Origin of the sequence: Actinospica durhamensis (assembly GCF_018139695.1) — a bacterium.
GTDB classification, from domain to species: Bacteria; Actinomycetota; Actinomycetes; order Streptomycetales; family Catenulisporaceae; genus Actinospica; species Actinospica durhamensis.
In genome coordinates, this window is record NZ_JAGSOG010000087.1 from 1 (window position 1) to 25,636 (window position 25,636).

Annotated in this window: 21 protein-coding genes; 14 read left to right on the forward strand and 7 right to left on the reverse strand. The window is 72.4% G+C overall.

Annotated elements, in window-relative coordinates:
• Positions 1-150, reverse strand: a 150-nt coding sequence (locus KDL01_RS45280; protein ID WP_307846398.1) for an RNA polymerase sigma factor, incomplete at its 3' end; no start/stop codon positions are given.
• A 139-nt stretch (positions 151-289) separates the two neighbouring features.
• On the opposite strand from KDL01_RS45280, the gene KDL01_RS18200 reads away from it, so the two are divergent.
• The 3 genes from KDL01_RS18200 to KDL01_RS18210 all read left to right on the forward strand — a co-directional run bounded on the left by KDL01_RS18200 (position 290) and on the right by KDL01_RS18210 (position 4,597).
• Complete coding sequence (locus KDL01_RS18200; RefSeq protein ID WP_212529706.1) at positions 290-1,018, forward strand: TetR/AcrR family transcriptional regulator; 729 nt, start codon at positions 290-292, stop codon at positions 1,016-1,018.
• Between the two features lie 34 nt (positions 1,019-1,052).
• Entirely contained in the window at positions 1,053-2,576 is a 1,524-nt protein-coding gene (locus tag KDL01_RS18205) for a glycosyltransferase family 39 protein (RefSeq protein ID WP_212529707.1), read from the forward strand.
• 326 nt (positions 2,577-2,902) lie between these two features.
• Positions 2,903-4,597: a DEAD/DEAH box helicase gene (locus KDL01_RS18210; RefSeq protein ID WP_438801966.1), complete on the forward strand. Its 1,695-nt coding sequence runs from the start codon at positions 2,903-2,905 to the stop codon at positions 4,595-4,597.
• Between the two features lie 47 nt (positions 4,598-4,644).
• On the opposite strand, the gene KDL01_RS18215 is transcribed toward KDL01_RS18210, so the two are convergent.
• Complete coding sequence (locus tag KDL01_RS18215) at positions 4,645-5,568, reverse strand: TIGR03564 family F420-dependent LLM class oxidoreductase (protein ID WP_212529709.1); 924 nt, start codon at positions 5,566-5,568, stop codon at positions 4,645-4,647.
• A 56-nt stretch (positions 5,569-5,624) separates the two neighbouring features.
• Between KDL01_RS18215 and KDL01_RS18220 the strand changes: the two genes are divergently transcribed.
• On the forward strand, positions 5,625-6,035 hold the full coding sequence (locus KDL01_RS18220) for an ArsR/SmtB family transcription factor (RefSeq protein ID WP_212529710.1): 411 nt from the start codon (positions 5,625-5,627) through the stop codon (positions 6,033-6,035).
• On the opposite strand, the gene KDL01_RS18225 is transcribed toward KDL01_RS18220, so the two are convergent.
• Together KDL01_RS18225 and KDL01_RS18230 are read right to left on the reverse strand one after the other, a co-directional pair.
• Entirely contained in the window at positions 6,022-6,948 is a 927-nt protein-coding gene (locus KDL01_RS18225) for a glycosyltransferase (protein WP_212529711.1), read from the reverse strand. The genes KDL01_RS18220 and KDL01_RS18225 overlap by 14 nt on opposite strands.
• Positions 6,945-7,850, reverse strand: coding sequence for a glycosyltransferase family 2 protein (locus tag KDL01_RS18230; RefSeq protein WP_212529712.1), 906 nt, complete (start codon positions 7,848-7,850; stop codon positions 6,945-6,947). The genes KDL01_RS18225 and KDL01_RS18230 overlap by 4 nt, the downstream gene beginning before the upstream one ends.
• Positions 7,851-8,301: 451 nt before the next feature.
• On the opposite strand from KDL01_RS18230, the gene KDL01_RS18235 reads away from it, so the two are divergent.
• From KDL01_RS18235 to KDL01_RS18280, 10 genes are all read left to right on the forward strand, one after another.
• On the forward strand, positions 8,302-9,777 hold the full coding sequence (locus KDL01_RS18235) for a sugar transferase (RefSeq protein WP_246576603.1): 1,476 nt from the start codon (positions 8,302-8,304) through the stop codon (positions 9,775-9,777).
• Positions 9,778-9,797: 20 nt separating this feature from the next.
• Entirely contained in the window at positions 9,798-10,895 is a 1,098-nt protein-coding gene (locus KDL01_RS18240) for a Gfo/Idh/MocA family protein (RefSeq protein WP_212529727.1), read from the forward strand.
• Complete coding sequence (locus tag KDL01_RS18245) at positions 10,892-11,935, forward strand: NAD-dependent epimerase/dehydratase family protein (protein ID WP_307846395.1); 1,044 nt, start codon at positions 10,892-10,894, stop codon at positions 11,933-11,935. Before KDL01_RS18240 ends, KDL01_RS18245 begins: the two co-directional genes overlap by 4 nt.
• Complete coding sequence (locus tag KDL01_RS18250; protein ID WP_212529714.1) at positions 11,932-13,083, forward strand: DegT/DnrJ/EryC1/StrS family aminotransferase; 1,152 nt, start codon at positions 11,932-11,934, stop codon at positions 13,081-13,083. Before KDL01_RS18245 ends, KDL01_RS18250 begins: the two co-directional genes overlap by 4 nt.
• Positions 13,076-13,792 (forward strand): acetyltransferase, encoded by a 717-nt coding sequence (locus tag KDL01_RS18255; protein WP_307846396.1) that lies wholly within the window; start codon positions 13,076-13,078, stop codon positions 13,790-13,792. Before KDL01_RS18250 ends, KDL01_RS18255 begins: the two co-directional genes overlap by 8 nt.
• A gap of 3 nt (positions 13,793-13,795) precedes the next feature.
• Complete coding sequence (locus KDL01_RS18260; protein ID WP_212529715.1) at positions 13,796-14,917, forward strand: DegT/DnrJ/EryC1/StrS family aminotransferase; 1,122 nt, start codon at positions 13,796-13,798, stop codon at positions 14,915-14,917.
• Between the two features lie 5 nt (positions 14,918-14,922).
• Positions 14,923-16,038, forward strand: a complete 1,116-nt coding sequence (locus KDL01_RS18265; RefSeq protein WP_212529716.1) for a hypothetical protein — start codon at positions 14,923-14,925, stop codon at positions 16,036-16,038.
• An 87-nt stretch (positions 16,039-16,125) separates the two neighbouring features.
• Positions 16,126-19,821 (forward strand): DUF4082 domain-containing protein, encoded by a 3,696-nt coding sequence (locus KDL01_RS18270; protein WP_212529717.1) that lies wholly within the window; start codon positions 16,126-16,128, stop codon positions 19,819-19,821.
• A gap of 20 nt (positions 19,822-19,841) precedes the next feature.
• Positions 19,842-20,888 (forward strand): glycosyltransferase family 2 protein, encoded by a 1,047-nt coding sequence (locus KDL01_RS18275; protein WP_212529718.1) that lies wholly within the window; start codon positions 19,842-19,844, stop codon positions 20,886-20,888.
• 17 nt (positions 20,889-20,905) lie between these two features.
• On the forward strand, positions 20,906-21,829 hold the full coding sequence (locus KDL01_RS18280) for a class I SAM-dependent methyltransferase (RefSeq protein ID WP_212529719.1): 924 nt from the start codon (positions 20,906-20,908) through the stop codon (positions 21,827-21,829).
• Here the strand turns inward: KDL01_RS18280 and KDL01_RS18285 are convergent.
• The 3 genes from KDL01_RS18285 to KDL01_RS45285 are packed head-to-tail and all read right to left on the reverse strand — an operon-like array spanning position 21,754 to position 25,633.
• On the reverse strand, positions 21,754-22,602 hold the full coding sequence (locus KDL01_RS18285) for a glycosyltransferase family 2 protein (RefSeq protein ID WP_212529720.1): 849 nt from the start codon (positions 22,600-22,602) through the stop codon (positions 21,754-21,756). The two genes, KDL01_RS18280 and KDL01_RS18285, sit on opposite strands and share 76 nt — an antisense overlap.
• Complete coding sequence (locus tag KDL01_RS18290) at positions 22,596-24,239, reverse strand: oligosaccharide flippase family protein (protein WP_307846397.1); 1,644 nt, start codon at positions 24,237-24,239, stop codon at positions 22,596-22,598. Before KDL01_RS18290 ends, KDL01_RS18285 begins: the two co-directional genes overlap by 7 nt.
• A complete protein-coding gene (locus KDL01_RS45285) occupies positions 24,236-25,633 on the reverse strand; it encodes an O-antigen ligase family protein (protein WP_212529721.1) in 1,398 nt (465 codons plus the stop codon). The genes KDL01_RS18290 and KDL01_RS45285 overlap by 4 nt, the downstream gene beginning before the upstream one ends.
• Positions 25,634-25,636: the final 3 nt, after the last annotated feature.

A 25,636-nucleotide genomic window follows, 5' to 3' on the forward strand; every position in this document is an offset into this window, starting at 1 on the left:
GTCCCAGTGCTGCCACGCCCGCGCGTAGGCCTCCTGGACCACGTCCTCCGTCTCCGCCCGATCACCCGTCAGCGCGTAGACATAGCCCGAGACGCGGCGGACCGATCCCGCATAGAAGTCGTCGAACTCTTGACTGTTGCGCACCCTCACTCCCTCCGTTCCTGCGCGAACCGCTCAGCGCGTTCCGCACCGACTAGTCACGCGCGACCCGAAGCCGGGGTTCCGAAGATCTTTGCGTTTGTTGGATGAGAGTATTGACTGACTCAGTCAGTCAGTCTAACTTCGAGGTGTGCGAGGACGACTGCCGGCCCGGCCGCTCGGTGAGATAGCCGACGCGGCGATGCGGGTGTTCACCGCCAAGGGTTTCCGGCCCGCGGGCATCTCCGATGTGGCCGCGGACCTGGGGTTGAGCCACGGCGCGGTCTACACGTACGCGGACAGCAAGCAGGCGCTGCTCTACCTCGCCCTGCTGCGTGCGCTGGACCCGGACGGCGTCGACCTGCTCGAGGCCCCGGTCACGGCGCCCGCGCCGGACGAGATCGTGGAGCGGGTGCGGATCTGGGTGGGCAGGCAGGAGAACTCCGGTTCGCTGGCGGCCTCGCTCAGGGACGCGCGGCAGGCCCGCCCCGAGCTCTCCGTGGAAGCGGAGCTGCAGGCGGTCGTCGACGCGCTCTACGGATTCATCGAGCGCAATCGCACGGTGCTGCAACTGGTCGCGCGGGTCTCGGCGGAGCTGCCGGAGCTCGCGCAGTTCTACTTCGTGGAGAACCGGCGGGCCATCCTGGCCCGGCTCGGGGAGTTCCTGAGCTCGCGTATCGACGCGGGGCTGCTGCGGCCGGTGCCCGACGTACCGGTCGCGGCCCGGTTCATCGTCGAGACGATCGCCTGGTTCGCCATGCACCGGCACGGCGATCCCGACTCGGCGATGCTCTCCGACGAGGACTGCCGCCGCACCGTGCGCGACCTGGTGCCGTCCGCGTTCCTGCCGGCCGGCCGCACACCTCGGACAGAGCCCTGATCCAACGGGGACCGACATTCTCAGGGGGAGAGAGATGACGCAGAGCACCGAATCGACTCTGGACGGCACCGCGCCGCCGAGTCAGGAGACGAGTGGGAGGCGCCGGCCGGTCGGTTGGCGGCCGGTCCTGGCGGTGACGGCGCTCGCGGTGGTGATCCACGCCGCGGTGCTCACCCGGTACGGCTGGTTCGGCGACGAGTTCTACTACGTCATCTGCGGCCGCCACCCGGCCTGGGGATACGTGGACCAGCCGCCGCTGAGCCCGTTCCTGGCCCGGCTGGCCGCGGCGTTCCCGCCGGAGCACGGCCTGGTCGGACTGCGCCTGACGGCCCTCGCGTTCCAGGCCGGGTGCATCCTGCTGACGGCGGTGCTCGCGGCCGAGCTCGGCGGCCGGCGGCGCGCGCAGGCGATCGCGGCCGGCGCCGTCGCCGCGAGCCCGGTGTTCGTCGCGGCGTCGATGCTGTTCGGCACGACGGTGACGGACCAGTTCTTCTGGGTGGCAGTGCTCGTACTCGTCACCCGGGCGCTGCGGGTCGGGAGCACCCGGGCGTGGCTGGCGGCGGGCCTGGTGGCCGGCCTCGGCCTGGAGAACAAGTCGACGATGGCGGTGCTGCTGCTCGGGATCGGCGTCGGCTTCGCGCTCTTCCGGCGCGAGGTGCTGCGCACGAAGGGGCCGTGGCTGGCCGGCACGCTGGCCGTGCTGATCGAGCTGCCCAACCTGGTCTGGGACGCGCAGCACCGCTGGATCAACCTGAGCATGACGCGGTCGCTCTCGCACAAGAGCGGCGGCCCGCTCGGCTCGCTGATCGGACAGCTGCCGCTGCTGGCGACGGTGTACGCGGGCGTCCTGCTGATCATGCTGTGGGTGTTCGGCGTGCGGCAGCTCAAGTCGGCGGACCAGCGCGCGCACCGCTGGATGCTGGTCGTCGCGGTGGTCGCGGTCGTGCTGTTCACCGCCTCGGGCGGCAAGGCGTACTATCCGGCGCCGGTGCTGACCGCGCTGTTCGCGGCCGGCGCCGTGCACCTCGAGCGCGACGGCGGTGAGCGCGCGCGCCGCGTGCCGGCGGCCATCGCCCTGATGATGGTGATCAGCGTGCTGCTGTGCCTGCCGGTGCTGCCGCCGCAGGCCTCGAACAAGATCCGCGCGCTCGACCCCAACGTGATGGACACCTACGGCTGGTCCCGGTTCGTGACCGAGGTGGCCCAGGACACCAAGGCGCTCCCGGCGGACGTGCCGATCTTCACCAGCGACTACGAGGAGGCCGGCGCGCTGACCATCCTCGGGCCGGACGCGGGCGTCCACCGCACGATCGCGAGCGGCCACAACAACTACTGGCTCTGGGGACCGCCCGCGGGCAGCGACCAGACCGTGTTCGTCATCGGTCTCCCGCTCGCCGACCTGCGCGAGGTGTTCGGGAAGGTCACCGAGATCGGGCCGTACACGCTGCCGGACGGGCTGGGCAACGACGAGACCGCCCGCGGCGTGGCGTTCTACCTGTGTCAGGATCCGAAGGGCAGCTGGGCGCAGTTGTGGCCGAGCCTGCTGCACCTGGACTGAACCGCCCCGTCTGCGGCCGGCCGCCGCGGGTGGATCGGGAACCATCCCGCTCGCCTGCGGCGGCTGGAAACTGCCTGGTCAGGGACGCGTGGCGAGCATTGTGGGGCGCGGGGGACCGGCGTGGTTCCGGCCAGCCACCCGGGTGCTTTTCAATCACTGGACGGCTGGGCCCTATACTGAAGGGCGTGAGCGCCATAGGGCCTCATGCCGCAATCTTGATTCCGCTCCCTGTGACTGTCGGGACTTCGTTGGCCACACAGTCGGCACCCGCTCACCGGCAGGTGTTCTGTGCTGAGCCGCGGCTTCCACCACGTTCGGAGTGTTCTATGGCGGCGCGCCGCCCTGCTCGATCCACCACTTCCTCTGCGGCCGCCGTGTCCGGCGCCCCCGTTGCCACCATGCCGACCGCCGCGCCCGCCGCGGTGGCCTTGCCGGTCGCCAGCTTCGCGGAGCTCGGCGTCCCCCGGCAGCTGACCGAGCTGCTCGCGGCCGACGGCATCACCGCGCCGTTCCCGATCCAGGCGGCCACGCTGCCGGACGCCCTGGCCGGGCGCGACGTGCTCGGCCGCGGCCGCACCGGCTCCGGCAAGACCCTCGGCTTCCTGCTGCCCGTGCTCACCCGCCTCGCGCAGGACCCGCGCAAGCGGCGGCCGAACTACCCGCGGGCGCTGATCCTGGCTCCGACCAGGGAGCTCGCCACCCAGATCCACACCGCGGCCGAGCCGCTGGCCAAGGCGCTGGGCCTGCGCACCGCCGCCATCTTCGGCGGAGTCGGGGCGCGCCCGCAGATCTCCGCGCTGCGCTCGGGCCTCGACCTGGTGGTGGCCTGCCCGGGCCGGCTGCTCGACCACGTCGACAGCGGCATCGCGAACCTCGGCGAGGTCGAGATCACGGTGCTGGACGAGGCCGACCACATGGCCGACCTCGGCTTCCTGCCCATGGTCAAGCGCATCCTGGACGCCACCCCGGCGCGCGGGCAGCGCCTGCTGTTCTCCGCCACGCTGGACAACGGCATCGACGTCCTGGTGCGCCGCTACCTGGACAAGCCGGTGACGCACTCGGTCGACTCGGCCCTGTCCGAAGTGCCGAAGATGAGCCACCACGTGCTGCACGTCGAGTCCGAGGACCGGCTCGCGGTCCTGGTCGAGCTCGTCTCCGCCCCCGGGCGCACGATCGTGTTCACCCGCACCAAGCACGGCGCGAAGAAGCTCGCCCGGCAGCTGCTCGCGGCCCGCATCCCCGCGGTCGACCTGCACGGGAACCTGACCCAGGGCGCCCGTACGCGCAACCTCGCGGCCTTCACCGCCGGGCAGGCCACCGCCCTGGTCGCCACCGACATCGCCGCCCGCGGCATCCACGTGGACGAGGTCTCGCTGGTCGTGCACGCCGACCCGCCGGTCGAGCACAAGGCGTACCTGCACCGCTCCGGGCGTACCGCGCGGGCCGGGAACTCCGGCACGGTGGTCACGCTGATGACGGACGCGCAGGTGGGCGAGGTGCGCGACCTGATCCGCAAGGCCAAGATCACCGCCACCACCACCCGCCTCGCGCCCGGCGACCCGATGATCGCCACCCTGGCGCCCGGCACCCGCACGTTGGCCGAGCCCGCGGTGATCGCCGAGCTCACCGGCGAGGCGGCCGCCGCGCGCCGGGCCGAGTCGGCTCCGGCCACCTCGGGCGAGGGCCAGGGCGGCGCACGCCGGAACCGGCCGCGGCGCGGCACCGGGTCGGCCGGGGCGCAGAAGCAGGTCGTGAGCCCCCGTGCGAACGGCTCCGGCGGCGGACAGGGCTCCGCCGGCGGGTCCGGCAAGTCCGGCGCCGGCAAGTCGGCCGCGGGCAAGTCCGGCGGCGCCCGCAAGGGCGAGGGTCGCGGCGCCGCGGTCACCGGCGCCGGCTCGGGCGCGCAGTCGGGCTCGCGCCCGCGGCGTGCCTCCGGCGGCGCGGGCGCCGGCTCGGGCTCCGCAGGCGCAACCGGCGGCGCGGCGAAGGTCTCGCAGAACTTCCGCGGCCGCGCCCGCTGACGGCGGCGCGGTAGCAGAACCCATGGCAGGGGTTTGGCGCTTTGGCGTCAGGCCCCTGCCATCGCTGCGAGCAGTCCCAGGGTGCGCTCGCGCTCGCGTGCGGTGGCGAAGCCCGGGACGTTGGCCACGAACCGGGTCACCCCGACCTCCGCCAGCTGCCTGATTCGGTCCTCGACCTCGGATTCGTCCCCGATGACGGCCGCCTGCGTGGGCGAGGAGAGCTGTTCGAGGTCGAGCAGCATCCGGTAGGAGGGGACCGCGGCGTAGAAGCCGAGCTCGGCCGCGGCCCGTTCGTGTGCGTCCTCGCGGTCCCCGGTGACGCAGACGGGCAGGCTCGCGACCACCTGCGCGGCCCGGCCCGCCGCGGCCGCAGTCAGCTTCGGCACGATGTGCGTGCCGAGGGCGCGCGGACCGGCCAGGAAGGTCACGGTGCCGTCCGCGAGCTCCCCGGCCACGCGCAGCATCGCCGGCCCGAGCGCGGCGACCAGCACCGGCGGGGGAGTGCTGCCGGCGACGTGCCCGGAGAAACCGCTGGTGTCGGCCGTGATCATCGAGCCGTGTACGTTCACGGCGCCCTCGCGCAGCAGAGGCTGTAGGGCTTCGAGGTATTCGCGCATGTGCCGGGCCGGGTGGGCGAAGTCCAGGCCGAAGCGCTGCTCGATCGGGCGGCGGTGCGAGACGCCGATGCCGAGCGTGAGGCGTCCGCCGACGGCGGCCTGCACGGTCTGCGCCTGGCTGGACATGGTGATCGGATGGCGGGTGTGGGTCACCGTCACGGCGGTGCCGAGGCCGATGTCGGGCACCTCGCGGCCGATCACGGCGGCGGCGGTCAGCGCGTCCAGGTCGTACATCTGCCCGAGCCACACCGACTCAAGGCCCGCCTCGGCGGCCTGCCGGGCCTGGGCCACGAGTGCGTCGATCGCGTTGCCGCCCGCGCCGCGCGGCTGCAGGGCCACTCCGAGGGGAATCATGCGGCGAGAATAGTTCGATAATCCCGAACTGACAAACAGTCTGGTAGCGTGCCGCCGTGCGCGTCCTTCCGCAACCCGCCGTCGCAGACCTCGATCTCGCCCTGCTGCTGCACGCCCTCGGCGATCCGGTCCGGCTCGCGTTGGTGGGCCACCTCGCCGCAGAGGGCGAGACCACCTGCGCGCCCCCGGGCGTCCAGGTGCCGAAGTCGACGCTGAGCAACCACTGGCGGATCCTGCGCGAGGCCGGACTGACCAGCACGGTCGAGGACGGGCGGCACCGCCGGATGACCTTGCGCGCGGCCGAGCTCGACGCGCGTTTTCCCGGGCTGCTGGCCACCGTCCTGGCCGCGGCGGGATTCTCCGCCGGTGCCGGTGCCGGTGCCGGTGCCGGTGCCGGTGCCGGTGCCGGTGCCGGTGCCGGTGCCGGTGCGGCGGCGGAGCCGGCGGGCGGCGTCAGGGCACGTTGACGGGCCGCAGCCGCAGCAGGGCGGTCACGGCGGCCCGGCTGGTGCGGCGGCCCAGGGCGGCGCGGGGGGCCTCGCGCAGCAGCACGGCGCACCAGTAGAGCGCGGTGGCCGGCCAGGGGTGGCGGCGGCGGTAGAGGCGGACGCGGTTGACCGACAGCAGCGCCCACAGGCGCGCCGAGGTGTGCGAATCGCCGCCGATGTGGGTGGCCTTCGCCTCGGGCGCGAGGCGGGTGGCGAAGCCGTTGTCGCGGGCCCGCAGGGCGAACTCCGTCTCCTCGGAGTAGAGGAAGAACGACTCGTCCCAGGGCCCGCACTGCTCCAGGCACCGGGCCGAGATCAGCAAGATCGCGCCGGTGGCCCAGTCGACGGTGGTGCTCGCCCGGTACGCGGCGGGGTCGAGCACGCTCTCGCCGAGCCAGGACACGCGCCCGGCCCGGCCGCCCAGGACGGCTTCGCCGAAGGCGCGCGGAATCGAGGGCTCGCGCCGCAGCGAGTATGCCAGTTCCCCCTGCGTGCTGTACATACAGGGCACGACGATCCCGGTGGCCGGCGCGCCCGGCTCGCCCGGGGCCTCGAGCAGGTCGAGCATGGGCCGGACGGTGCCGGGCTCGAGCCGGACATCGGGGTTGAGGATCAGCGCCGAGGTATACGGCTCGGCCTGCCGTAGCGCCGCGTTGATCGCGGCCGCGTAGCCGAGGTTGCCGCCGGTCGGCAGCACCCCGCCGTCCACGTCCGGGTGTTCGCGCAGCCAGCCCTCGGTCAGGGCCACGGTCTCGTCGGCCGAGTCGTTGTCGACGACGGTCAGGTGGTAGTTCTGGCCGCCCAGCCCGGCCGGCAGCGAGTCCAGCAGGCCGCCGAGCACGGACGCGCTGTTCCAGGTGACGACGACGATCTCGATCCGCGCGGCGTTCACTCGGCGCCGCTCCCGGGCCGCGTCTGCGCGGGCTGCGCGGGCTGCGGCGGATGCGGCTCCCGGCTGCTCTCGTCGCGCAGCCAGGTGGTGTAGTCGCCGGCCGCGACGGCCTTGCGGGCCCGGCGACGCGCGATCACCGTCACGCACAGGAACCAGGCGACGCGCGGGGCCATCCGCAGCGGCTCGCTGCGGATCAGGGCCATGAGGTCGGCGCGGCTGGTGCGGGCGGCCGCGCCGGCGTCGGCGAGTTCGGCGCGCGCGCTCGCCTGGGTGGTGACCGTCTGGACCCGGATCCGGCGGCGCAGCAGGTCGGCCAGGGTGCGCGGCGGGTGGATCCGGGCGAAGGCCCCGGCCACCACGGTGCGCTCCTCGGCGCCGAACACGAGCGAGGCGGCCAGGTCGTCGCCCATCAGCTCTGGGATCTGCGAAAGACGCGCGTAACCGGCCTGCGACACCCCGATCACGCCGCGGCCGAACAAACCGGCCCGCACCACCGGGAGCCTGAGCCACACGTCGTAGTACCAGCGCACGGTCCACGGACAGCCCAGGGTGGCGATCGCCCGCTCCGGGACCGCGGCCAGCGCCCCGTCCGCCAGGGCGGCGGCCAGCAGCCGCACGTCGGCGCAGCCGAGCTCCACGTCCGCGTCCACGTACAGCCGGGGGAAGTGCCCCGCGGCGGCCTCGTCGGCCAGCCGCATCGCCCGGTGCTTGTTCGCCACCGGGGTCTCGATGACCCGCACCGCCGGGCCGAAGGAGCGCGCCACCGCCGCCGAGTCGTCGCTGCAGCCGTTGGGGACCACCAGCACCTCGAGCTCCCCCGGTTCCGCGTCCTCCAGCAGGTGAGACAGGAGTCGAGGAAGGGCCGTGGCCTCGTTGAATGCGGGGACGACGACGCTAGTCACGGGCAGCAGTATCAGGGTCTCCACTCGATCTGTCCACTCGGGGTATGCAAATTCTACGTTACGTCATTGTTTGGCAAAGATCGGCAATGATCGCAACTTTCAGCGTGCCCTTACGTGGTCGATTTGATACGAAACGCTCCAGTATGTTGGCATCATACGGTGCGACGGGCGTGACGGAGGGTCACAGGTTGCGCCAGGCGCACGACATCGACGCAGGTGCGCCCTCGTGCACCTGCGACTTTATGAAGCTTTGGTGAAACCCTTTCAATCGAACCCCTATTGCCGCTAGTTTGCTGTCCTGTGAGAAGCTGCTGCCGCTTCTCGATCATCTGCCTGTCAAGGTATTGAAGGGGAGGGACCTTCTTTTACGGCGGATGGTTGCTGCTCGGCAGCGCGCCTTTCGACGTGCGCCCATTGTTTCGCTCATACTGATCATTGTCCGGGGAGAGCGATGACTTCAGTAAGTGTCACACCCACACGTCGAGATCCGGAGGCGGAGTACCGAGGGCTCATCGCCGGCCCGCGTCGCCCCCGGATCTGGACACTCGTCCTATCCGATACCGGCGCCGCCTGCGCGGCCGCCGTGCTCGCGACGCTCTGGCACCTCGGTGGCAGCGACGTCGCCGGCCTGCACGGAACCCCGACCCGGCTGGCCACCTTCGCGGTGGTGCCGCTGTGGGTGCTCGGCCTTGCCGCCTGCGGTGCCTACGGCCGCCGACTGCTGCCCGGGGACGACGGACTGCGCAACCGCGTGGTGCGGGTCGCGGTCCGGATCGGCGTGCTGATCGCCTTCGTCAGCCTGCTGATCGACAGCATGGCCCTGATGCGCCGCGACGTGCTGACGGTCGCCTACGCCGCCCTGCTCACGCCCTGTATCAGGGTCCTGGTCCAGCGCCTCGGCTCCTACGACTACGGGCACCGCTACGAGGCCCGGCGCGGCCTGCTGGTGGGCCACCTGCGCACCATCGACGAGTTCCTGGCGCACCGGCGCCCGGCCGACGCCAAGCAGCTGAGCGTGGTGGCCGCCTGCGTCATCGGCGGCGAGGGCGAGAACGAGAGCCTGCTCGACCTGCCGGTGCCGGTGGTCGGCGGCGCCGGGGAGATCGTGCGCGCGGCCCGGGCCAACCGCTGCGACGCGGTGATCCTGCTCGGCGGCTCCGGCCTCGGCCGCACCGCCCTGCGCCGGATCTGCTGGGAGCTGAACGAGGCCGGGGTGGACGTGGCGCTCGCGCCCATCCTCACCGACGTCTCGGCCGGGCGGATCGCGATGGCGCACAGCGGCGGGCTGCCGCTGCTGCACCTGCGCGCGCCGGTGCTCACCGGACCGTCGCGCTGGCTCACCGACCTGTGCCAGCGGGCCTGCGCGCTGCTCATCCTGACCCTGCTCAGCCCCCTGATGATCGTGCTCGCGGTGCTGGTGCGGGCCACCAGCCCGGGGCCCGCGCTCTTCCGGCAGACCCGGGTGGGCAAGGACGGGGCCGAGTTCACCTGTCTGAAGTTCCGCACCATGTGCGTGGACGCCGAGGCCCGGCAGGCCGAGGTGGCGCACCTGAACGAGATGGCCGACGGACCGCTGTTCAAGATCAGCAAGGATCCGCGGCTGACCCGGATCGGCGGTGCGCTGCGCCGCTACTCCCTGGACGAACTGCCGCAGCTGCTGAACGTGGTCGACGGCTCGATGGCCCTGGTCGGCCCGCGCCCGCCGCTGCCGGCCGAGGCGGAGCGCTACACCGACGAGATGCGCCGGCGCCTCGCGGTCAAGCCGGGACTGACCGGCCTGTGGCAGGTCAGCGGGCGTTCCTCGCTCTCCTGGGCCGAATCGGAACGATTGGACCTGAGCTACGTGGAGAACTGGTCGCCCAGCCTGGACGCGATGATCCTGTTGCGCACCACCTCGGCCGTCGTGCGCGGGGACGGGGCCTTCTGATGACGACGGGCACGGAGACGATGACCACTGATATACACGGCGCCCCGGCCGCCTCGTCCGAGCCCGCGGGCCTGGGCGTGGCCGTGGTCGGCGGCGGCTACTGGGGACCGAACCTGGTGCGCAACTTCCAGGCCTCGGAGTCCTTCGAGCTGCGCTGGATGTGCGACCTGCGGATCGAGCGGGCCCAACGCGCGCTCGGGCGCTACTCCACCGTGACCGCGACCGACGACTACGCGCGGGTGCTGGCCGACCCGCAGGTCGCGGCCGTGGCCATCGCCACCCCGGCCGCCACCCACCGCGACCTCGCCCTGGCCGCGCTGCGCGCGGGCAAGCACGTGCTGGTGGAAAAGCCCCTGGCCGCCGGGTACGCCGAGGGCCGCGAGCTGGTCGAGGCGGCCGAGGAGCGCGGCCTGATCCTGATGTGCGACCACACCTACTGCTACACCCCGGCCGTCACCTACATCAGGGACCTGATCGCCTCGGGCGAGCTCGGCGACCTGCACTTCCTGGACTCGGTGCGGATCAACCTCGGTCTGGTGCAGCCGGACGTGGACGTGCTGTGGGACCTGGCGCCGCACGACCTCTCCATCCTCGACTTCATCCTCCCGCCGGGCATGGCGCCGCTCTCGGTGGCCGCCCACGGCGCCGACCCGATCGGAGCCGGGCGCGCCTGCGTCGGCTACCTCACGCTCAACCTCACCGGCGGGGCGATCGCGCACTTCCACGTCAACTGGCTCTCTCCGAGCAAGGTGCGCACCACCATGATCGGCGGTTCCAAGCGGACGCTGTTGTGGGACGACCTGAACCCGACCCAGCGCATCGCGGTGTTCGACCGCGGCGTGGACCTGACCCCGCCGGCCCAGCTGAGCGAGCAGACCCGGCGCGAGATGCAGATCAGCTACCGCTCCGGCGACATGGTCGCGCCCGCCCTGGCCGAGCGCGAGGCGCTGCGCACCATGGTCGAGGCCTTCGCGACCGCGATCAACACCGGAACCCCGCCGCCGACCGACGGCCGCGCGGGCCTGCGCGTGGTGGACATCCTCGAGTCCGCCTCCCGCAGCCTCGAACTCGACGGGGCACCCGTCGCCTTGCAGGGAACGAAGGGAACGAGCTCGTGAACAGCTTGCACAGCGCGCCGGAACACGGCGTCCCGGTCGCGGGCCGCCGCGTCCTGGTCACCGGCGGCGCGGGCACCATCGGGTCCAATCTGGTGGACCTGCTGGTGAAGGAGAACGCCGCGCGGATCGTCGTGTTCGACAATTTCGTGCGCGGCCGGGCGGAGAACCTGGCCTGGGCCACCGCCCACGGCCCGGTGGAGGTGATCGACGGCGACATCCGCGACCGCAAGGCCCTGGCGTCCGCGGTCGACGGGGCGGACCTGGTCTTCCACCTCGCCGCGATCCGCATCACCCAGTGCGCGCAGGAGCCGCGGCTGGCCAACGAGGTCCTGGTCGACGGCACCTTCAACGTGCTGGAGGCGGCGGTGGAGGCGGGCGTGCGCAAGGTCGTGGCCTCCTCCTCGGCCTCGGTCTACGGTCTCGCCGACCGCTTCCCCACGCCGGAGGATCAGCACCCTTATCACAACGACACGTTCTACGGCGCGGCGAAGGCCTTCAACGAGGCGATGCTGCGCAGCTTCCACGCCATGCACGGGCTCGACTACGTCGCGCTGCGCTACTTCAACGTCTACGGCCCGCGGATGGACATCCACGGGCTCTATACCGAGGTGCTCATCCGCTGGATGGAGCGGATCGTGCAGGGCCAGCCGCCGCTGATCTTCGGCGACGGGGCGCAGACCATGGACTTCGTGCACGTGGCCGACATCGCCCGGGCCAACCTGCTCGCTGCCGAGGCGCCGGTGACCGACGCGGTGTTCAACGTGGCCTGCGGGGTCGAGACGAGCCTGCTGCAGCTGGCCGAGGGGCTGCTCGCGGCCATGGACGCGCACGGCCTCGCGGTCGAGCACGGGCCCGAGCGCGCGGTCAACGGGGTGCGGCGCAGGCTGGCCGACACCTCCGCGGCGGCCGAGCGGCTCGGCTTCCGGGCCGAGATCGGCTTGGACGAGGGCCTGCGCGACCTGGTGCGCTGGTGGCGGGCCGAGCGCGCGGCCGAAGCGGCCGAGGCCGCGGCCGGCGCGCCCGAGGTGGCGGCGCGATGAGCACCACGACCGACCGGATCCCAGTGATGGTGCCCTTCCTCGGCGAGCGGGAGGAGAAGGCGGTCGCCGAGGTGGTGGCCTCCGGCTGGATCGCCCAGGGCCCGCGCGTCGCGCAGTTCGAGGGCGCCTTCGCCGAGCGCGTCGGGGCCGGGCACGGCGTCGCCGTCAGCTCCTGCACCACCGCGCTGCACCTGGCCCTGGTCGCCTGCGGGATCGGACCGGACGACGAGGTGATCGTGCCGTCGTTCTCCTTCATCGCCACCGCGAACGCGGTGCGCTACGTCGGCGCCGAGCCGGTGTTCGCGGACGTGGACGAGCAGACCGGGAATCTGACCCCTGAGACGGTCCGGGCAGTGCTCGGCCCGCGCACCCGGGCGATCGTGCTGGTGCACCAGGGCGGGGTGCCCGCCGACGTGCGGGCGCTGCGCGAGCTGGCCGAGCCGCTGGACATCCTGCTGGTCGAGGACGCGGCCTGCGCCGCCGGTTCGACCTACCGCGGCGCGCCGGTCGGAGCCGACGCGCTGGTCGCGGCCTGGTCCTTCCACCCGCGCAAGCTGCTGACCACCGGCGAGGGCGGCATGCTCACCCTCGACGACGCGGACCGGGCCGCCCGGCTGCGGCGGCTGCGCGAGCACGGCATGTCCGTCTCGGCCGCGGACCGGCACGCCAGCACCGGCCCGGTGCTCGAGCAGTACCTGGAGGTCGGCTTCAACTTCCGGATGACCGACATCCAGGCCGCGATCGGGCTGATCCAGCTGGAGAAGCTGGACGCGATGATCGCCCGCCGCCGCGAGCTCGCCGCGCACTACCACGCGCTGCTCGAGGACGTGCCCGGGGTGCGGGCGGTGCGCGACCCGGAGTACGGGCAGAGCAACTACCAGTCCTTCTGGGTGCTGCTCGACCCGGACTTCCCGGGCGGGCGCGACGGCGCGCTGGCGCGGCTGGCCGAGGGCGGGATCTCGGCCCGGCGCGGGATCATGGCCTCGCACCTGGAGCCGGCCTACGAGAAGGTCGAGCACGTCGACCTGCCGGTCACCGAGCGGCTGACCCGCGACTCGCTGATCCTGCCGCTGTTCCACACGATGACGGCGGCACAGCAGGAGCGCGTGGTGGCGGCGCTGCTGGAACCGGTGGCATCAGGTGCCTGAGGAGACGGACGCGCAGTCCGAGCTGCTGATCTTCGGCGCGGGCGGCTTCGGGCGCGAGACGGCGCAGGCCGTCGCCGCCGCCCGGGCCGCCGGCGGCTCCTGGCGGCTGCTCGGCTTCCTCGACGACGACCCGCTGCTGGCCGGGGGAGAGGTGGCCGGCACGCCCGTGCTCGGCGGCGGCGACCTGGCCCGCTCGCTCGCGCCGGCCGGCGTGGTGCTGTGCGTCGGCAGCGTGCGCGACCCGCTGGCCCGGATGCGGGTGGCCCGCCGGGTGGACCTGCCCGCCTCGCGCTTCGCCACCTTCGTGCACCCGTCGGTCGAGGTGTCTTCGGACTCGACCATCGGCCCCGGCTCGGTGCTGCTGGCGCACAGCGTGCTGACGGCCGCGGTCCGGATCGGGGCGCACGTCGCGGTGATGCCGCGGGCCGTGTTCACCCACGACAACGTGATCGAGGACTACGTCACCGTCGCCTCGGGGGTCTGCCTCGCCGGCGGGGTGCACGTGGAGCGCGGCGCCTACCTCGGCGCGGGCGCGCTGGTGCGCGAGTACGTCCGGATCGGAGCCGGATCCGTGGTGGGCATGGGCTCCGTGGTGCTGGGCGACATCCCGTCCGGACAGGTGTGGGCCGGGAACCCGGCGCGCTACCTGCGGACCCTGGCGTTCTCCGACGCCGCCACATCGCAGACCACGAACAGGGGAGGATCGTAAGTCATGAGGGGGATAGCGCTGGTTGACCTCAAGGCCGCGCACGCCGAGGTCGAGCAGGAGGTACGCGAGGGGTTCGAGCGCGTGCTGGCCTGTACCGGCTTCGTCGGCGGGGCCGAGGTGGCCGCGTTCGAGCAGGAGTTCGCCGCGTTCGGCGAGGTGCGCCACTGCGTGGGCGTGGCCAACGGCACCGACGCGCTGGAGCTGGTGCTGCGCGCGCTCGGACTCGGCCCGGGCGACGAGGCGGTGCTGCCCGCCAACACCTTCGCCGCCACGGCCGAGGCGGTCGCCCTCACCGGGGCGCGGCCGGTGCTCGTGGACTGCGACGAGGACTACCTGATCGACGTCGAGGCCGCCGCCGCGGCGGTCGGGCCGCGCACCAAGGCCGTGCTGCCGGTGCACCTCTACGGCCAGCTCGCCCCGGTCGAACGGCTCGGCGCGCTGCTCGAGGGCGGCTCGGCGCGGATCGTGGAGGACGCGGCCCAGTGCCAGGGTGGCCGCCGGCTGGGCCGGCAGGCCGGGGTCGGGGGCGTGGCGGCCACCAGCTTCTACCCGGGCAAGAACCTCGGCGCCTACGGGGACGCGGGCGCGGTGCTGACCGACGACGCCGAACTGGCCGAGGCCGTCAGGATCCTGGCCAACCACGGCGGCCGGAGCAAGTACGAGCACGTCGTCGTCGGGCGCAACAGCCGGCTCGACGCGCTGCAGGCGGTCGTGCTGCGGGCCAAGCTCAAGCGGCTGGCCGGGTGGAACGAGGCGCGCCGCGCCGCCGCCGCCCGCTACGACGCGCTGCTGGCCGGGCAGGACCTGGTCCGGACGCCGACGGTGCTGGAGGGCAACGAGCACGTCTGGCACCTGTACGTGGTCAAGGTCGGCGAACCCGGCGACGGCGGCTCGCGGCGTGACGCGGTGGTGGAGAAGCTCAACGCCGAGGGCATCGGCGCGGGCGTGCACTACCCGTTCCCGCTGCACCTGACCCCGGCCTTCGCCCACCTCGGCTACGGTCCGGGCGCGTTCCCGCGGGCCGAGGACGCGGCCGACCGGATCCTCTCGCTCCCGCTGCACCCGCACCTGACCGCGGACGAGCAGGAGCGGGTCGTCGAGGCCCTGTTGGCAGCGGTCGGATGAGAGGCGTGCCGCGACACGGCGGCTCCCGTGCCCCGCGACGAGCTCTGCTCGTCGCGGGGTTCGTCGCGTGTGGGCTGGGTCTCGCGGCCTGGCTGCTGTTCGGTTCCAGCCCCGGCTCGGGCGCGGTGGCGCCCATCATCGTCGGCGCGCCCGCGGGCAGTACCTCGAGCTCGCCCGGGCAGGCGGCCGGTTCGCTCGGCCCGGCGCCGAGCCTGACGGCGAGTGTGATCACGACGGCCGCCTCCGGCCGGGCCTCGGCCGCCGCGACGAAGGCCAAGGCGGCCGCGTCCTCCGCCGCCGCGACGTCCTGCAGCACGCCGGGCGCCTGCGGCTTCCCGGACGCCGAGAGCACCGGACCGCGCACCGCCAGTTTCGCCAGCCACTCCGGCAACGTCGAGATCAAGCAGAACGGCGAGGTCATCAGCGGCTGGGACCTGTCCGGCTCGCTGGACGTGTACGCCAACGACGTCACCGTGATCGACACCCGGATCACCTCGACGAACTGGTGGGCGGTGAACCTGCGGCCCGGCTACACCGGCCTGCGCATCCTGCACAGCCGGCTCACCGGGACACCCGGGGCCGGGCCGGACAACGGCGGCGAGGACTACGCCGTCTCCGACATGGGCGACGGCACGATCGAGGTCGGCTGGGACGACGTGTCCGTGTTCGCCGACGCGCTGTCCATGGGCCACGGCTACATCCACGACGACTACGTGCACGACATCGTGCCGTTCATCAACCGCTCCGGCGGCTACGCGCACCTGGACGCCGTGATCAGCGACGGCGACGACACGCTGGGTCTGCGCGTGGTGCACAACACGCTGCTCAATCCGGTGCCCGTCGGGCAGGGCACCACCTCGGTGATCGGCCTGCTGCCGAACACCGGTCCCATCTCCAACACCACGATCAGCGACAACTGGCTGGCCGGCGGTGGCTACACGGTCTACGGCGGCGGCAGCGGGGCCACCGGCGTCGTGGTGACCGGGAACATCTTCTCCACCGTGTACGCGGGCTCGTGCGGGTTCTACGGGCCGGTCGCGTACTGGAACGCCGGTGGCAGCGGAAATCAATGGTCGAACAACAAGCTGACTACCGGCACGCAGGTCGTCCCGGCGACGTGACGGCCCGATCCGAAGACAAGCACACAGACAGGCACGTCCAGGCAGGCGCGGTTCCTGGTGGGGGACCGCGCCGAGGAAGGCGAGAACATGAAACTGCGGCAATGGACGCGCAGCGCGCGTACTGCCCTCTTCTCCGCGGCCGCGGTCCTGGCCGCGACGGTGGCCGCACCACAGGTGGCGTCCGCGGACACCGGTCCATGCGGGCCGAGTTCCAATGCCATCGTCTGTGAGAACTCACAGCCGGGCACCCCGATGTCCGACTGGTACGCGCCGAGCTCCTGGGGCGACATCGAGGGATTCCCGACCGCGACCAGCGTGCCGCTCGGCGGCACCATCAACTTCTCGGTCAGCTCCCCGGTCGCCTACAAGGTGGAGATCTACCGGCTCGGCTGGTACGGCGGCGACGGCGCTCGGCTGATGCCGACCTCGCCGACCACGACCTACCCGGCGATCACCCAGCCCGCCTGCGACACCTCGGCCTCCACCGGCGAGGTGGACTGCGGCAACTGGTCCGTCACCTCGAGTTGGACCGTGCCGACGAACGCCGTCTCCGGGGTCTACCTGGCCGAGTTCGACCAGAGCGACAACGAGGGCCTGATGCCCTACCCGTTCGTGGTCACCAACCCCTCGAGCACCTCCGACATGATCGTGCAGACCTCCGACCAGACCTGGCAGGCCTACAACATGTGGGGCGGGGCCGACCTCTACGAGGGCGACGGACCCGCGCCGGACGGGCGCGACTACGCCGTGAGCTACAACCGGCCGATGGACATCGCCGGCGAGAACGGCATCTTCGGGTCCGAATACCCGATGATCGAGTTCCTGGAGCGCAACGGCTACGACCTGACCTACCTGTCCTCGGTGGACATCACCCAGAATCCGTCGCTGCTGCTCAACCACAAGGTGTTCGTCTCCTCCGGGCACGACGAGTACTGGGACGAGCAGCAGTTCGACGCGGCCACCGCGGCCAAGGACGCGGGCGTGAACCTGGCCTTCTTCAGCGGCAACGACGTGTTCTGGCGCACCCAGCTGCAACCGAGCATCGCCAACGGGGCCGCGGACCGGACCGTGGACACGTACAAGATGACGAAGATGGAGTTCCCGCAGCCGGACGGGGTGGCCGACCCGAGCGGGCAGTGGACCGGCACCTGGATGGACCCGGCCGGCGCCGCGACCGGGGCGAAACCGGAGAACCAGCTGACCGGCACCCTGTTCAACGTCAACGGATACCGCGCCGACTCGATCACCGTGTCCTACCCGTTCAGCCAGGACCGGCTCTGGCGCAACACCTCCGTCGCCGCGCTCCAGCCCGGCCAGACCTACACCATGCAGACCGGGACCCTCGGCTACGAGTGGGACTCCGACATCAACGACGCCACCCGGCCACCGGGTGAGATCGACCTGTCCTCGACCACGGTCGCGATCACGAACGGCACGCTGCGCGAGGACTGGGGCAACGTCTACGGCAACGGCAACGCCACGCACAACCTGACCGAGTACCGGGATCCGAAGTCCGGCGCGCTCGTGTTCAGCTCGGCCACCGTGCAGTGGGCCTGGGGCCTCGGCACCACGCACGCCGACCTGACCACCACCGAGGATCCGGTGATGGAGCAGGCCACGGTGAACCTCTTCGCCGACATGGGCGTGCAGCCCTCGACCCTGCAGTCCGGGCTGGTGGCCGCGACCAAGTCCGCGGTCACCACCGGCCCGACGGTCAACGTCGCCACGCCCACGCCGAACCTGTCCACCCCCGCCATGACCCCGCTGACCATCAGCGGCACGGCGACGGCGGCGAGCGGCGCGGTGGTGGCGCGGGTGGAGGTCTCCACCGACGGCGGCACCACCTGGAACCCGGCCACCGGCCTCGGGAACTGGACCTACAGCTGGACGCCGCTGGCCACCGGCGCGGCCACGGTCCTGGTGCGCGCCGAGGACGACAGCGACAACATCGGCACGGCCGCGAGCATCCCGGTCACCGTGACCGCGGCGGTGTGCCCCTGCTCCGTCTTCCCCGACGCCCTCACCCCGGCCAAGGCGGACAGCGGCGACGCGCACGCCGTCGACGTCGGCATGAAGTTCCAGCCGAGCCAGCCCGGCGAGATCACCGGCGTCCAGTTTTATAAGTCCGACGCGAACACCGGCACGCACGTCGGCTCGCTGTGGACCTCGTCCGGGACCCTGCTCGGCAGCGTCACCTTCACCAACGAGACCGCCGACGGATGGCAGCAGGCGAGCTTCGCCCAGCCCATCCCGGTGACCGCCGGCACCACGTACGTGGTCTCCTATTACGCGCCGAACGGCCACTACTCCGCGGACTCCAACTACTTCGCCAGCCAGAACGCGGGGATCGCGCCCATCCAGGGCCTTTCCACCACCGCGTCCGGGGGCGACGGCGTCTACAAGTACGCCAGCGCCACCGCGTTCCCGACGACCGCGTACCAGGCCAGCAACTACTGGGTGGACGCGATCTTCCAGGGCAACGTGAGCAGCACCACCCCGCCCACGGTCACCTCGACCACCCCGGCCGCCGGCACCACGAACGTCCCGGTCAACAGCTCCCTGACGGCGACCATGAGCGAGGGCCTGACCGCGAGCTCGGTCAAGTTCACCCTGACCGACCAGAACGGCGTGGCCACCCCGGGCTCGCTCACCTACGACCCGGTCGGCCACACCGTGACCTTCCAGCCGGCCGGCGAGCTGTCCATGGCCGACACCTACACCGCCTCGCTCACCGCGACCGACCTGTGGGGCAACGCCATGCCCTCGGCGTACACGTGGCAGTTCACCACCTCGAGTACGCCGCCGAGCTACACCTGCCCCTGCTCGCTGTGGAACGGCACGGCCGTGCCGACGACCACGAGCACCAGTGACTCGCACGCGGTCGAGGTCGGCATGCGCTTCCAGTCGGCCGTGGCCGGCTACGTCACCGGCGTCAGCTTCTATAAGGGCACGAAGAACACCGGCACGCACATCGGGAACCTGTGGTCGAACACCGGCACCCTGCTGGCGACCGGCACCTTCACCGGGGAGAGCGCGAGCGGCTGGCAGACGCTGACCTTCGCCAACCCGGTGGCCATCACCGCCAACACGCCCTACGTCGTGTCCTACTTCACGCCGACCGGCTACTACTCCTCCAACTCGGCCTACTTCACCGCGCCGATCACGAACTATCCGCTCACCGCCCTGGCCAGCGTCTCCGGATCCGGCAACGGGCTCTACCACTACGGGACCGCCTCGGCGTTCCCGACCACCAGCTACAACTCCACCAACTACTGGGTGGACGCCGACTTCAGCACCCAGGTCTCCGGCTCCGGCGGCAGCGGCACCGAGGACGCCGCGGCGGTGACCGGCACCTCCACCATCACCCCGACGACGAGCTCGTACGCGAACGCCGTCTACCCGGCCACCGTGGGCTTCTCCCAGGCGATCGAGCCGCAGAGCCTGCACGTGAAGGTGACCACCGACCAGGGATACCAGGGCTCCGAATCCGCGGCCGGCACCGGCGTGGCCGGCACCGTCTCCTACAACCCGAGCACCTTCACCGCCTCGTTCAAGCCGGCCCAGCCCCTGGTGCCGGGCCAGACCTACCACGCCGTGGCCACCGCCACGTCCGTGGCGGGCAAGGCGGTCGCGCCGATCTCCTGGAGCTTCACCGCCGCCGGGTTCACCCCGGTGCGCTCGGCCGGCGGCACGGTGCCGGCCCAGGGCGCCTCGCCCCAGGTGGTGCTGGCCGTCGAGACCCGGCTGCCCAAGCGCTACACCATCGAACCCCTCGACGTCTGACCGGAAGGAAGACCCGTCGCGTGAGCACGGTGAGCGTGATCGTCCCCTGTTACAAGTACGGCCGCTATCTGGAGGAGTCGGTCGGCAGCGCGCTGCACGGCCAGGACGGCGTCGACGTCAGAGTCCTGATCATCGACGACGCCTCGCCGGACGACTCGGCGGATCAGGCCAGGGCGCTCGCGGCGCGCGACCCGCGCGTGCAGGTGCTGGTGCATCCCCGCAACCGGGGGCACATCGCCACCTACAACGAGGGTCTGCTCGAGTGGGCCGAGGGCGACTACTGCGCCCTGCTCTCGGCCGACGACCGGCTCACCCCCGGCGCGCTCAGCCGCGCCGCGGCGCTGCTCGACGCCCATCCGGAGGTCGGGTTCTGCTATGGCCATCCGCTGCGTTTCCAGCACGGCGGGCCCCTGCCCGAGGCCAGGACCGAGGGCAGGGGCTGGAGCGTGTGGGACGGGCAGTGGTGGCTGCGGCGCCACTTCGAGCGCGGGCACGGCTGCATCACCTCCCCGGAGGTGGTGGTGCGCACGAAGCTGCAGCGGCAGGTCGGCGGGTACGACCCCGGCCTGCCGCACTCCGGGGACATCGAGATGTGGATGCGCCTGGCCGCGCACGCGGACGTCGGGTACCTGCGCGGCGTGGACCAGGCGTACTACCGGGTGCACGGCGCGAACATGTCCACCACCGACTTCGGCGGCCAGCTCGACGACCTGCGCCAGCGCAAGGCGGCCTTCGAGGCCGTGCTGGCGCGCTGCGCCGAGCAGATCCAGGACCGGGACGAGCTCGACGGGCTCGTCCACCGCACGCTCGCGCGCCAGGCCCTGCGCCGGGCGCTGCGGGCCTACGACCGGGGCCGGACCCGACAGGTCCCGGTCGAGGAACTCGTGGAGTTCGCCCAGCAGTGCTGGCCCGGCTACACCCGCCTGCCGGAGTACCGCGGCCTCGCGCTGCGCCGGCGGATAGGGCCGGGCGTCATGCCCTACCTCCAGCCGCTCGTGCTCTCCGCGGTCGGGCACCGCGTGCGCGAGCGGCTGTGGTGGCGCACCTGGCGGCGAACCGGAATCTAAATCCAAGGGGGAACACCATGCTCGGGCATGTCAGACGCCTGCTGACGGCGGGGACCGCGATCCTGCGCGAACCGCCCTGGGCGCCGCCGGGACACTTCTACTCGCCGGTGCCCGGCCGCGCCGACACCGCGCGCGCCGTGCGCGCCCTGGGCCGGGAGAGGGCGGCGGCGCCGCGCGAGGGGCCGGCCGGCGTCGAGCTCAACGCCGAGGGGCAGCGGATGCTGTTCAAACAGCTCTCGGTGTACTTCCCGGACCTGCCCACGGTCCGGACCCCGGGCCGGCGCTACCACCCGGACAACTCCATGTACGGGCTCGGCGACGCCGCCGTCTACCACGCGATGCTGCGCCGGTGTCCGCCGCGCCGCGTGGTGGAGGTCGGCTCCGGCTACTCCTCCGCGGTCGCGCTGGACACGGCGGAGCGCCACCTGGACGGGGTCGCCTTCACCTTCATCGAGCCCTACCCGCAGCGGCTGCTCGGCCTGCTCGGCGCCCGCGACCGGGAGCGGTGCACCCTGATCGCCCGCCCGGTGCAGGAGGTGGACCTGCGGGTGTTCACCGAGCTGGCCGCAGGGGACGTGCTGTTCATCGACTCCTCGCACGTGAGCAAGGCCGGCAGCGACGTCAACTTCCTGTTCTTCGACGTGCTGCCGCGCCTGGCCGACGGCGTGCTCGTGCACGTGCACGACATCCTCTGGCCCTTCGAGTACCCCGAGCGCTGGCTGCGCCAGCGCCGCGGCTGGACCGAGTCCTACCTGCTGCGCGCCTTCCTGCAGTACAACAGCGTGTTCACGGTCGAGCTGTTCAACGCCTGGCTCTGGGAGAACGAGCCGGACACCGTCCGCGAGCTGCTGCCGGCCGCGGCCGGTCAGCTGCCGGGCGGGATCTGGCTGCGCAAGGGCGCGCGGCCGGAGGAGTCCGAGCCGGCGTCCCAGGTGGTGTAGTAGGTCTGCGGATTGACCAGGTAGCGCACGGTGCCGCGGGGGAGGTGCGCGACGCGGTGGCGGCGGGCGAAGGGATACAGGCTTGCCCAGTCCTCGCGCGGCAGCACCCCGCGGTCCCGTCGCAGCCTGCTGAAACGCAGCCCGGCGGCGGTGCGCACGACGAAGGCGTTCGCGTCCAGGTAGGCGCGCTCCCTGGCCGTGCGCACGTCGAAGCCCTCCGAGATGACGTCGTGGTCGGTGCCGTCCGGCAGCACCCGGCGCAGCGCGGTGTAGACGCCGCCCAGCTTCGGATCCGCCTCCAGCGCGGCCACCGTGATCTCCAGGTGCTCGGGCGCCCAGGTGTTGTCGTCGTCGAGGAACGCCAGGTAGCGCGAGTCCGCCAGCCGGATGCCGACGTTGCGCACGACGCCGAGGACCGCGCAGTTGCGCGAGAGGCTGAGCGCGACCAGCCGCGGATCCGCGGGCAGCGGCGGCAGTCCGGCCCCGTCGTCGACCACGAGGACCCGGTGCGCGCGCACCGTCTGCGCCAGCGCGGAGTCCACCGCCGCGCGCAGCTGCTCCGGCCGCCGGTAGGTCGGGATGATCGTGGTCACCAGCGGCACGGCGCCGTCCGGTGCGGGCGGCAGCAGCGCACGCAGCCTTTTGACCTCGGCGCTCTCGAAGCGCCGGATGCGCAGCGCGGTGTGGCCCAGCAGTACCTTGTTGCGCAGCTCGTACGGCGGAAGCCAGCCGAACCGGGCCCGCAGGGCCTTCTTGACGCGTGCCTTCACCACTGCGGCTCTCCTTGCGGGACGTCCCAGGCGGTCGGGGTCGGAATCGCGGCCGGGGCCGGGGCGCGGCCGAATCGATGCCGCGGGGAGCTGCGGCCGTTGCCCGCCCGCAGCCGTGACACCGTCGGCCACACGATCAGGGCGTACGCGGCCAGCGCGGGCAGGGACGCGGCGAACAGCTCCAGCGTCATGGGCAGTCCGGCGAAGCGGGCCACGGCCAGCGAGATCGCCGCCATCGCCGCGCCGCCGAGCAGCGGGCGCAGACAGGCCCGCAGCACTACCCGGGGCCTGATGCCCGCGCGGGAGAGCGCCCACAGGTACAGCGGCGTGACCAGGGGCCCGGCCACCAGGATGTGCCCCGCCCCGACCCCGGCGATGCCGCGGTCGCGCGCGGCGAAGATCAGCACCGGGATCAGCGCCACCAGCCACCAGCCCTGCACCAGGATCAGGGCACGCTGACGCCCGGCCGCGACCAGGCAGTCGTAGCAGAGCTCGAAGGCCACCCGCAGCACCCCGAGCATCGCCAGGAAGCTCAGCGCGCCCGAGGCCTGGGTCCACTCGTGCCCGTAGACGAAGGAGATCGCCGGTTTGGCCAGGGTGAGCAGCAGCACGCACGGCGGCATCGCCGCGGTCATCAGCAGGCTGAGGCTGCTCTCGAAGCCCTGGGCGATCCGCCCGGTCTCGGCCAGCCGGGAGAACCCGGCGAACGAGACCCGCCGGGCCACCTCGGACACCGCCCGCACCGGCCAGCCGGACATGTTGAAGGCCAGCTGGTAGAGCCCGAGCGCCACCGGGCCGAGGGTCGCGCCGACCACCACCGAGTCCACGTTGAGCATGCACAGCACCAGCAGGCTCGCCCCGGCCAGCGGCATCCCGAACCGGATCAGCGCCTTCGCCTGCGCCCGGTCCCAGCCGGGCCGCAGGAACCCGGGCGCGCACAGCCCGCAGCCGACCAGGCCCACCACGTTGCCCGCGACCGCGCCCCAGGCGAAGCTCATCGCGCCGAACCCGCCCACCGCGAGCCCGATCGTGATCCCGGTGCTGACCGCGAAGTTCGCCGCGTCGATCAGCATCCTGCGCCGTTGGGCGAAGGTGCGGTTGAGCACCCCGGCCGGCACGCAGGAGATCCCGTCGATGATCACCGCGAGCCCGAGCACCCGCAGCACCCCGGTCGCGTCCGCGGAGCCGAGCAGCCGCGCGGTCTGCGGCGCCACCAGGAAGAGCGCGCCGTAGAGCACGGTGCTCGAGAGCGTGGAGAGGGTCAGCACGGTCGGCGCGAACCGCCGCACGTCCCCCTCCCAGCGCACGATCGCCAGGCTCACGCCCATCTCGTTCGCCGACAGCAGCACGGCCAGCGCCGCGAGCCCGATCGCGTACAGGCCCCAGTCCCGCGGGCCCAGCAGGCCCCGGGCGAGCACCACCCCGGTGGCGAAGTTGCCGATCCGGATGACGACCGTGTTCACCAGGGACCAGCGCACCCCGCGGCGCACGTCGCCGTGCAGGTCGGCGTCCTGGTCGGTCGTCTGTTCAGAGTTCTGATCCGTTGGAGCCGCAGTGTGCTGATCTTGCGGTGGAGCGGGAGGCTGAGGCTGACTCGGGTCCGGTGTCGGGAGTTGCCCGATCCGCGGCCTGACTTTCACGTGCCGTCCCCCACTCCGCGGCCTGCCGCCACCGGCTCCCTCAGCGCGCTCTCGGCCTCGGCGGCCGCGGTCTGTCCGGCGAACGTCCCGGCGCGCCGTTCGGCGGCCTCCCGCCGCATGATCCCCAGATAGGCCCCGGACAGCCCGAGCAGCAGGAAGAACAGCCCCGCGAACATCGGGAAGCCGAGCGAGTCGAAGGTGGCGCTCAGGATCGTGGCCGCGGCCGTCGCGGCGGCGAAGCACTGGCCGAGCTCGCGGCGCACCGGGTCCGGCGTGAGCCTGCGCCCGAGCCGGGCACAGCGCCAGCCGGTGAGGTAGAGGCCGAGCAGCGCCAGCACGCCCACGATCCCGATCTCCACGATCCCGAGCAGGTACATGTTGTCGGTGTACCGGTACAGGCTCGGGATGAACGTGCCGTAGCCCCGGCCGAACCAGGGCCGCTGCTCGATGTACTGCGCCACCCCGGCGTAGTCCGCGGTGCGGGCCTGGGTGCTGTCGTCGGAGTTGCCGAGGAAGGACGCGAACAGGCCCAGGGTCGTGGAGACCAGGCCGGGCACGGCCAGCTTCAGCGCCCCGACGCCGAGCGCGATCACGCCCAGCGCGGGCCAGCGCCGCTGCGCGGGCCAGGTCGGGATCAGCAGCACGAGCACGACGGCGAGCCCGATGATCGAGGTGCGCGAGACCGTCAGCGGCAGCGCCCCGCCGATGCAGAACACCGGCACCCAGCGCCGGGACCAGCTCGAGCCCGCCCGCTCCGGGTCCAGGGCCTGCTGCAGCGCGAACGGCAGCAGCAGGGCGAGCACCGCGGCGAGCTCGAGCGGCTGCGAGGTGTTCGAGGACGGCCGGACGTAGGCGCCGCGCACCATCAGCTGGCTGGTCAGGCTGCTCGGCCGCAGGCCCGGGATGTGCACCTTGGCCAGCAGGTCGACCGAGCCGAAGAACTCGATGATGCCCAGGCCCCCGACGAAGGAGCCGTAGACGACCATCCGGCGCAGCAGCAGCTGGAGTTCGGCGTAGTCGCGGATGCCCGAGGAGGCGATCGCGACCACGCCGAACCAGGCCGCGAAGCCGATCAGGCCGCGGTCGGCGGCCTGCGTCTCGAGCGCCACGGCCTGCCGGTCGGGCTCGGCCAGGGCGAGATAGGCGAGCAGGATCGCCGCGCCGAAGACCCACATGGCCACCCGGACCGCGCCGGTGCCCGGGGCCGGGCGCACCCGCCCGGCCAGCCAGGAGGCGGCGTACCAGATCAGCGCGAGCAGGGCGAAGATGTTCGCCGGCGTGCCCACGTCGCCGAACGAGGGCAGCACCCAGCCCGAGGGCACGAACTCGACCAGGACCAGGTACGCGGTGAGGACCGGGACGAGGCTGTGTGCCCGGGTACGCGCGGTCGCCACGGC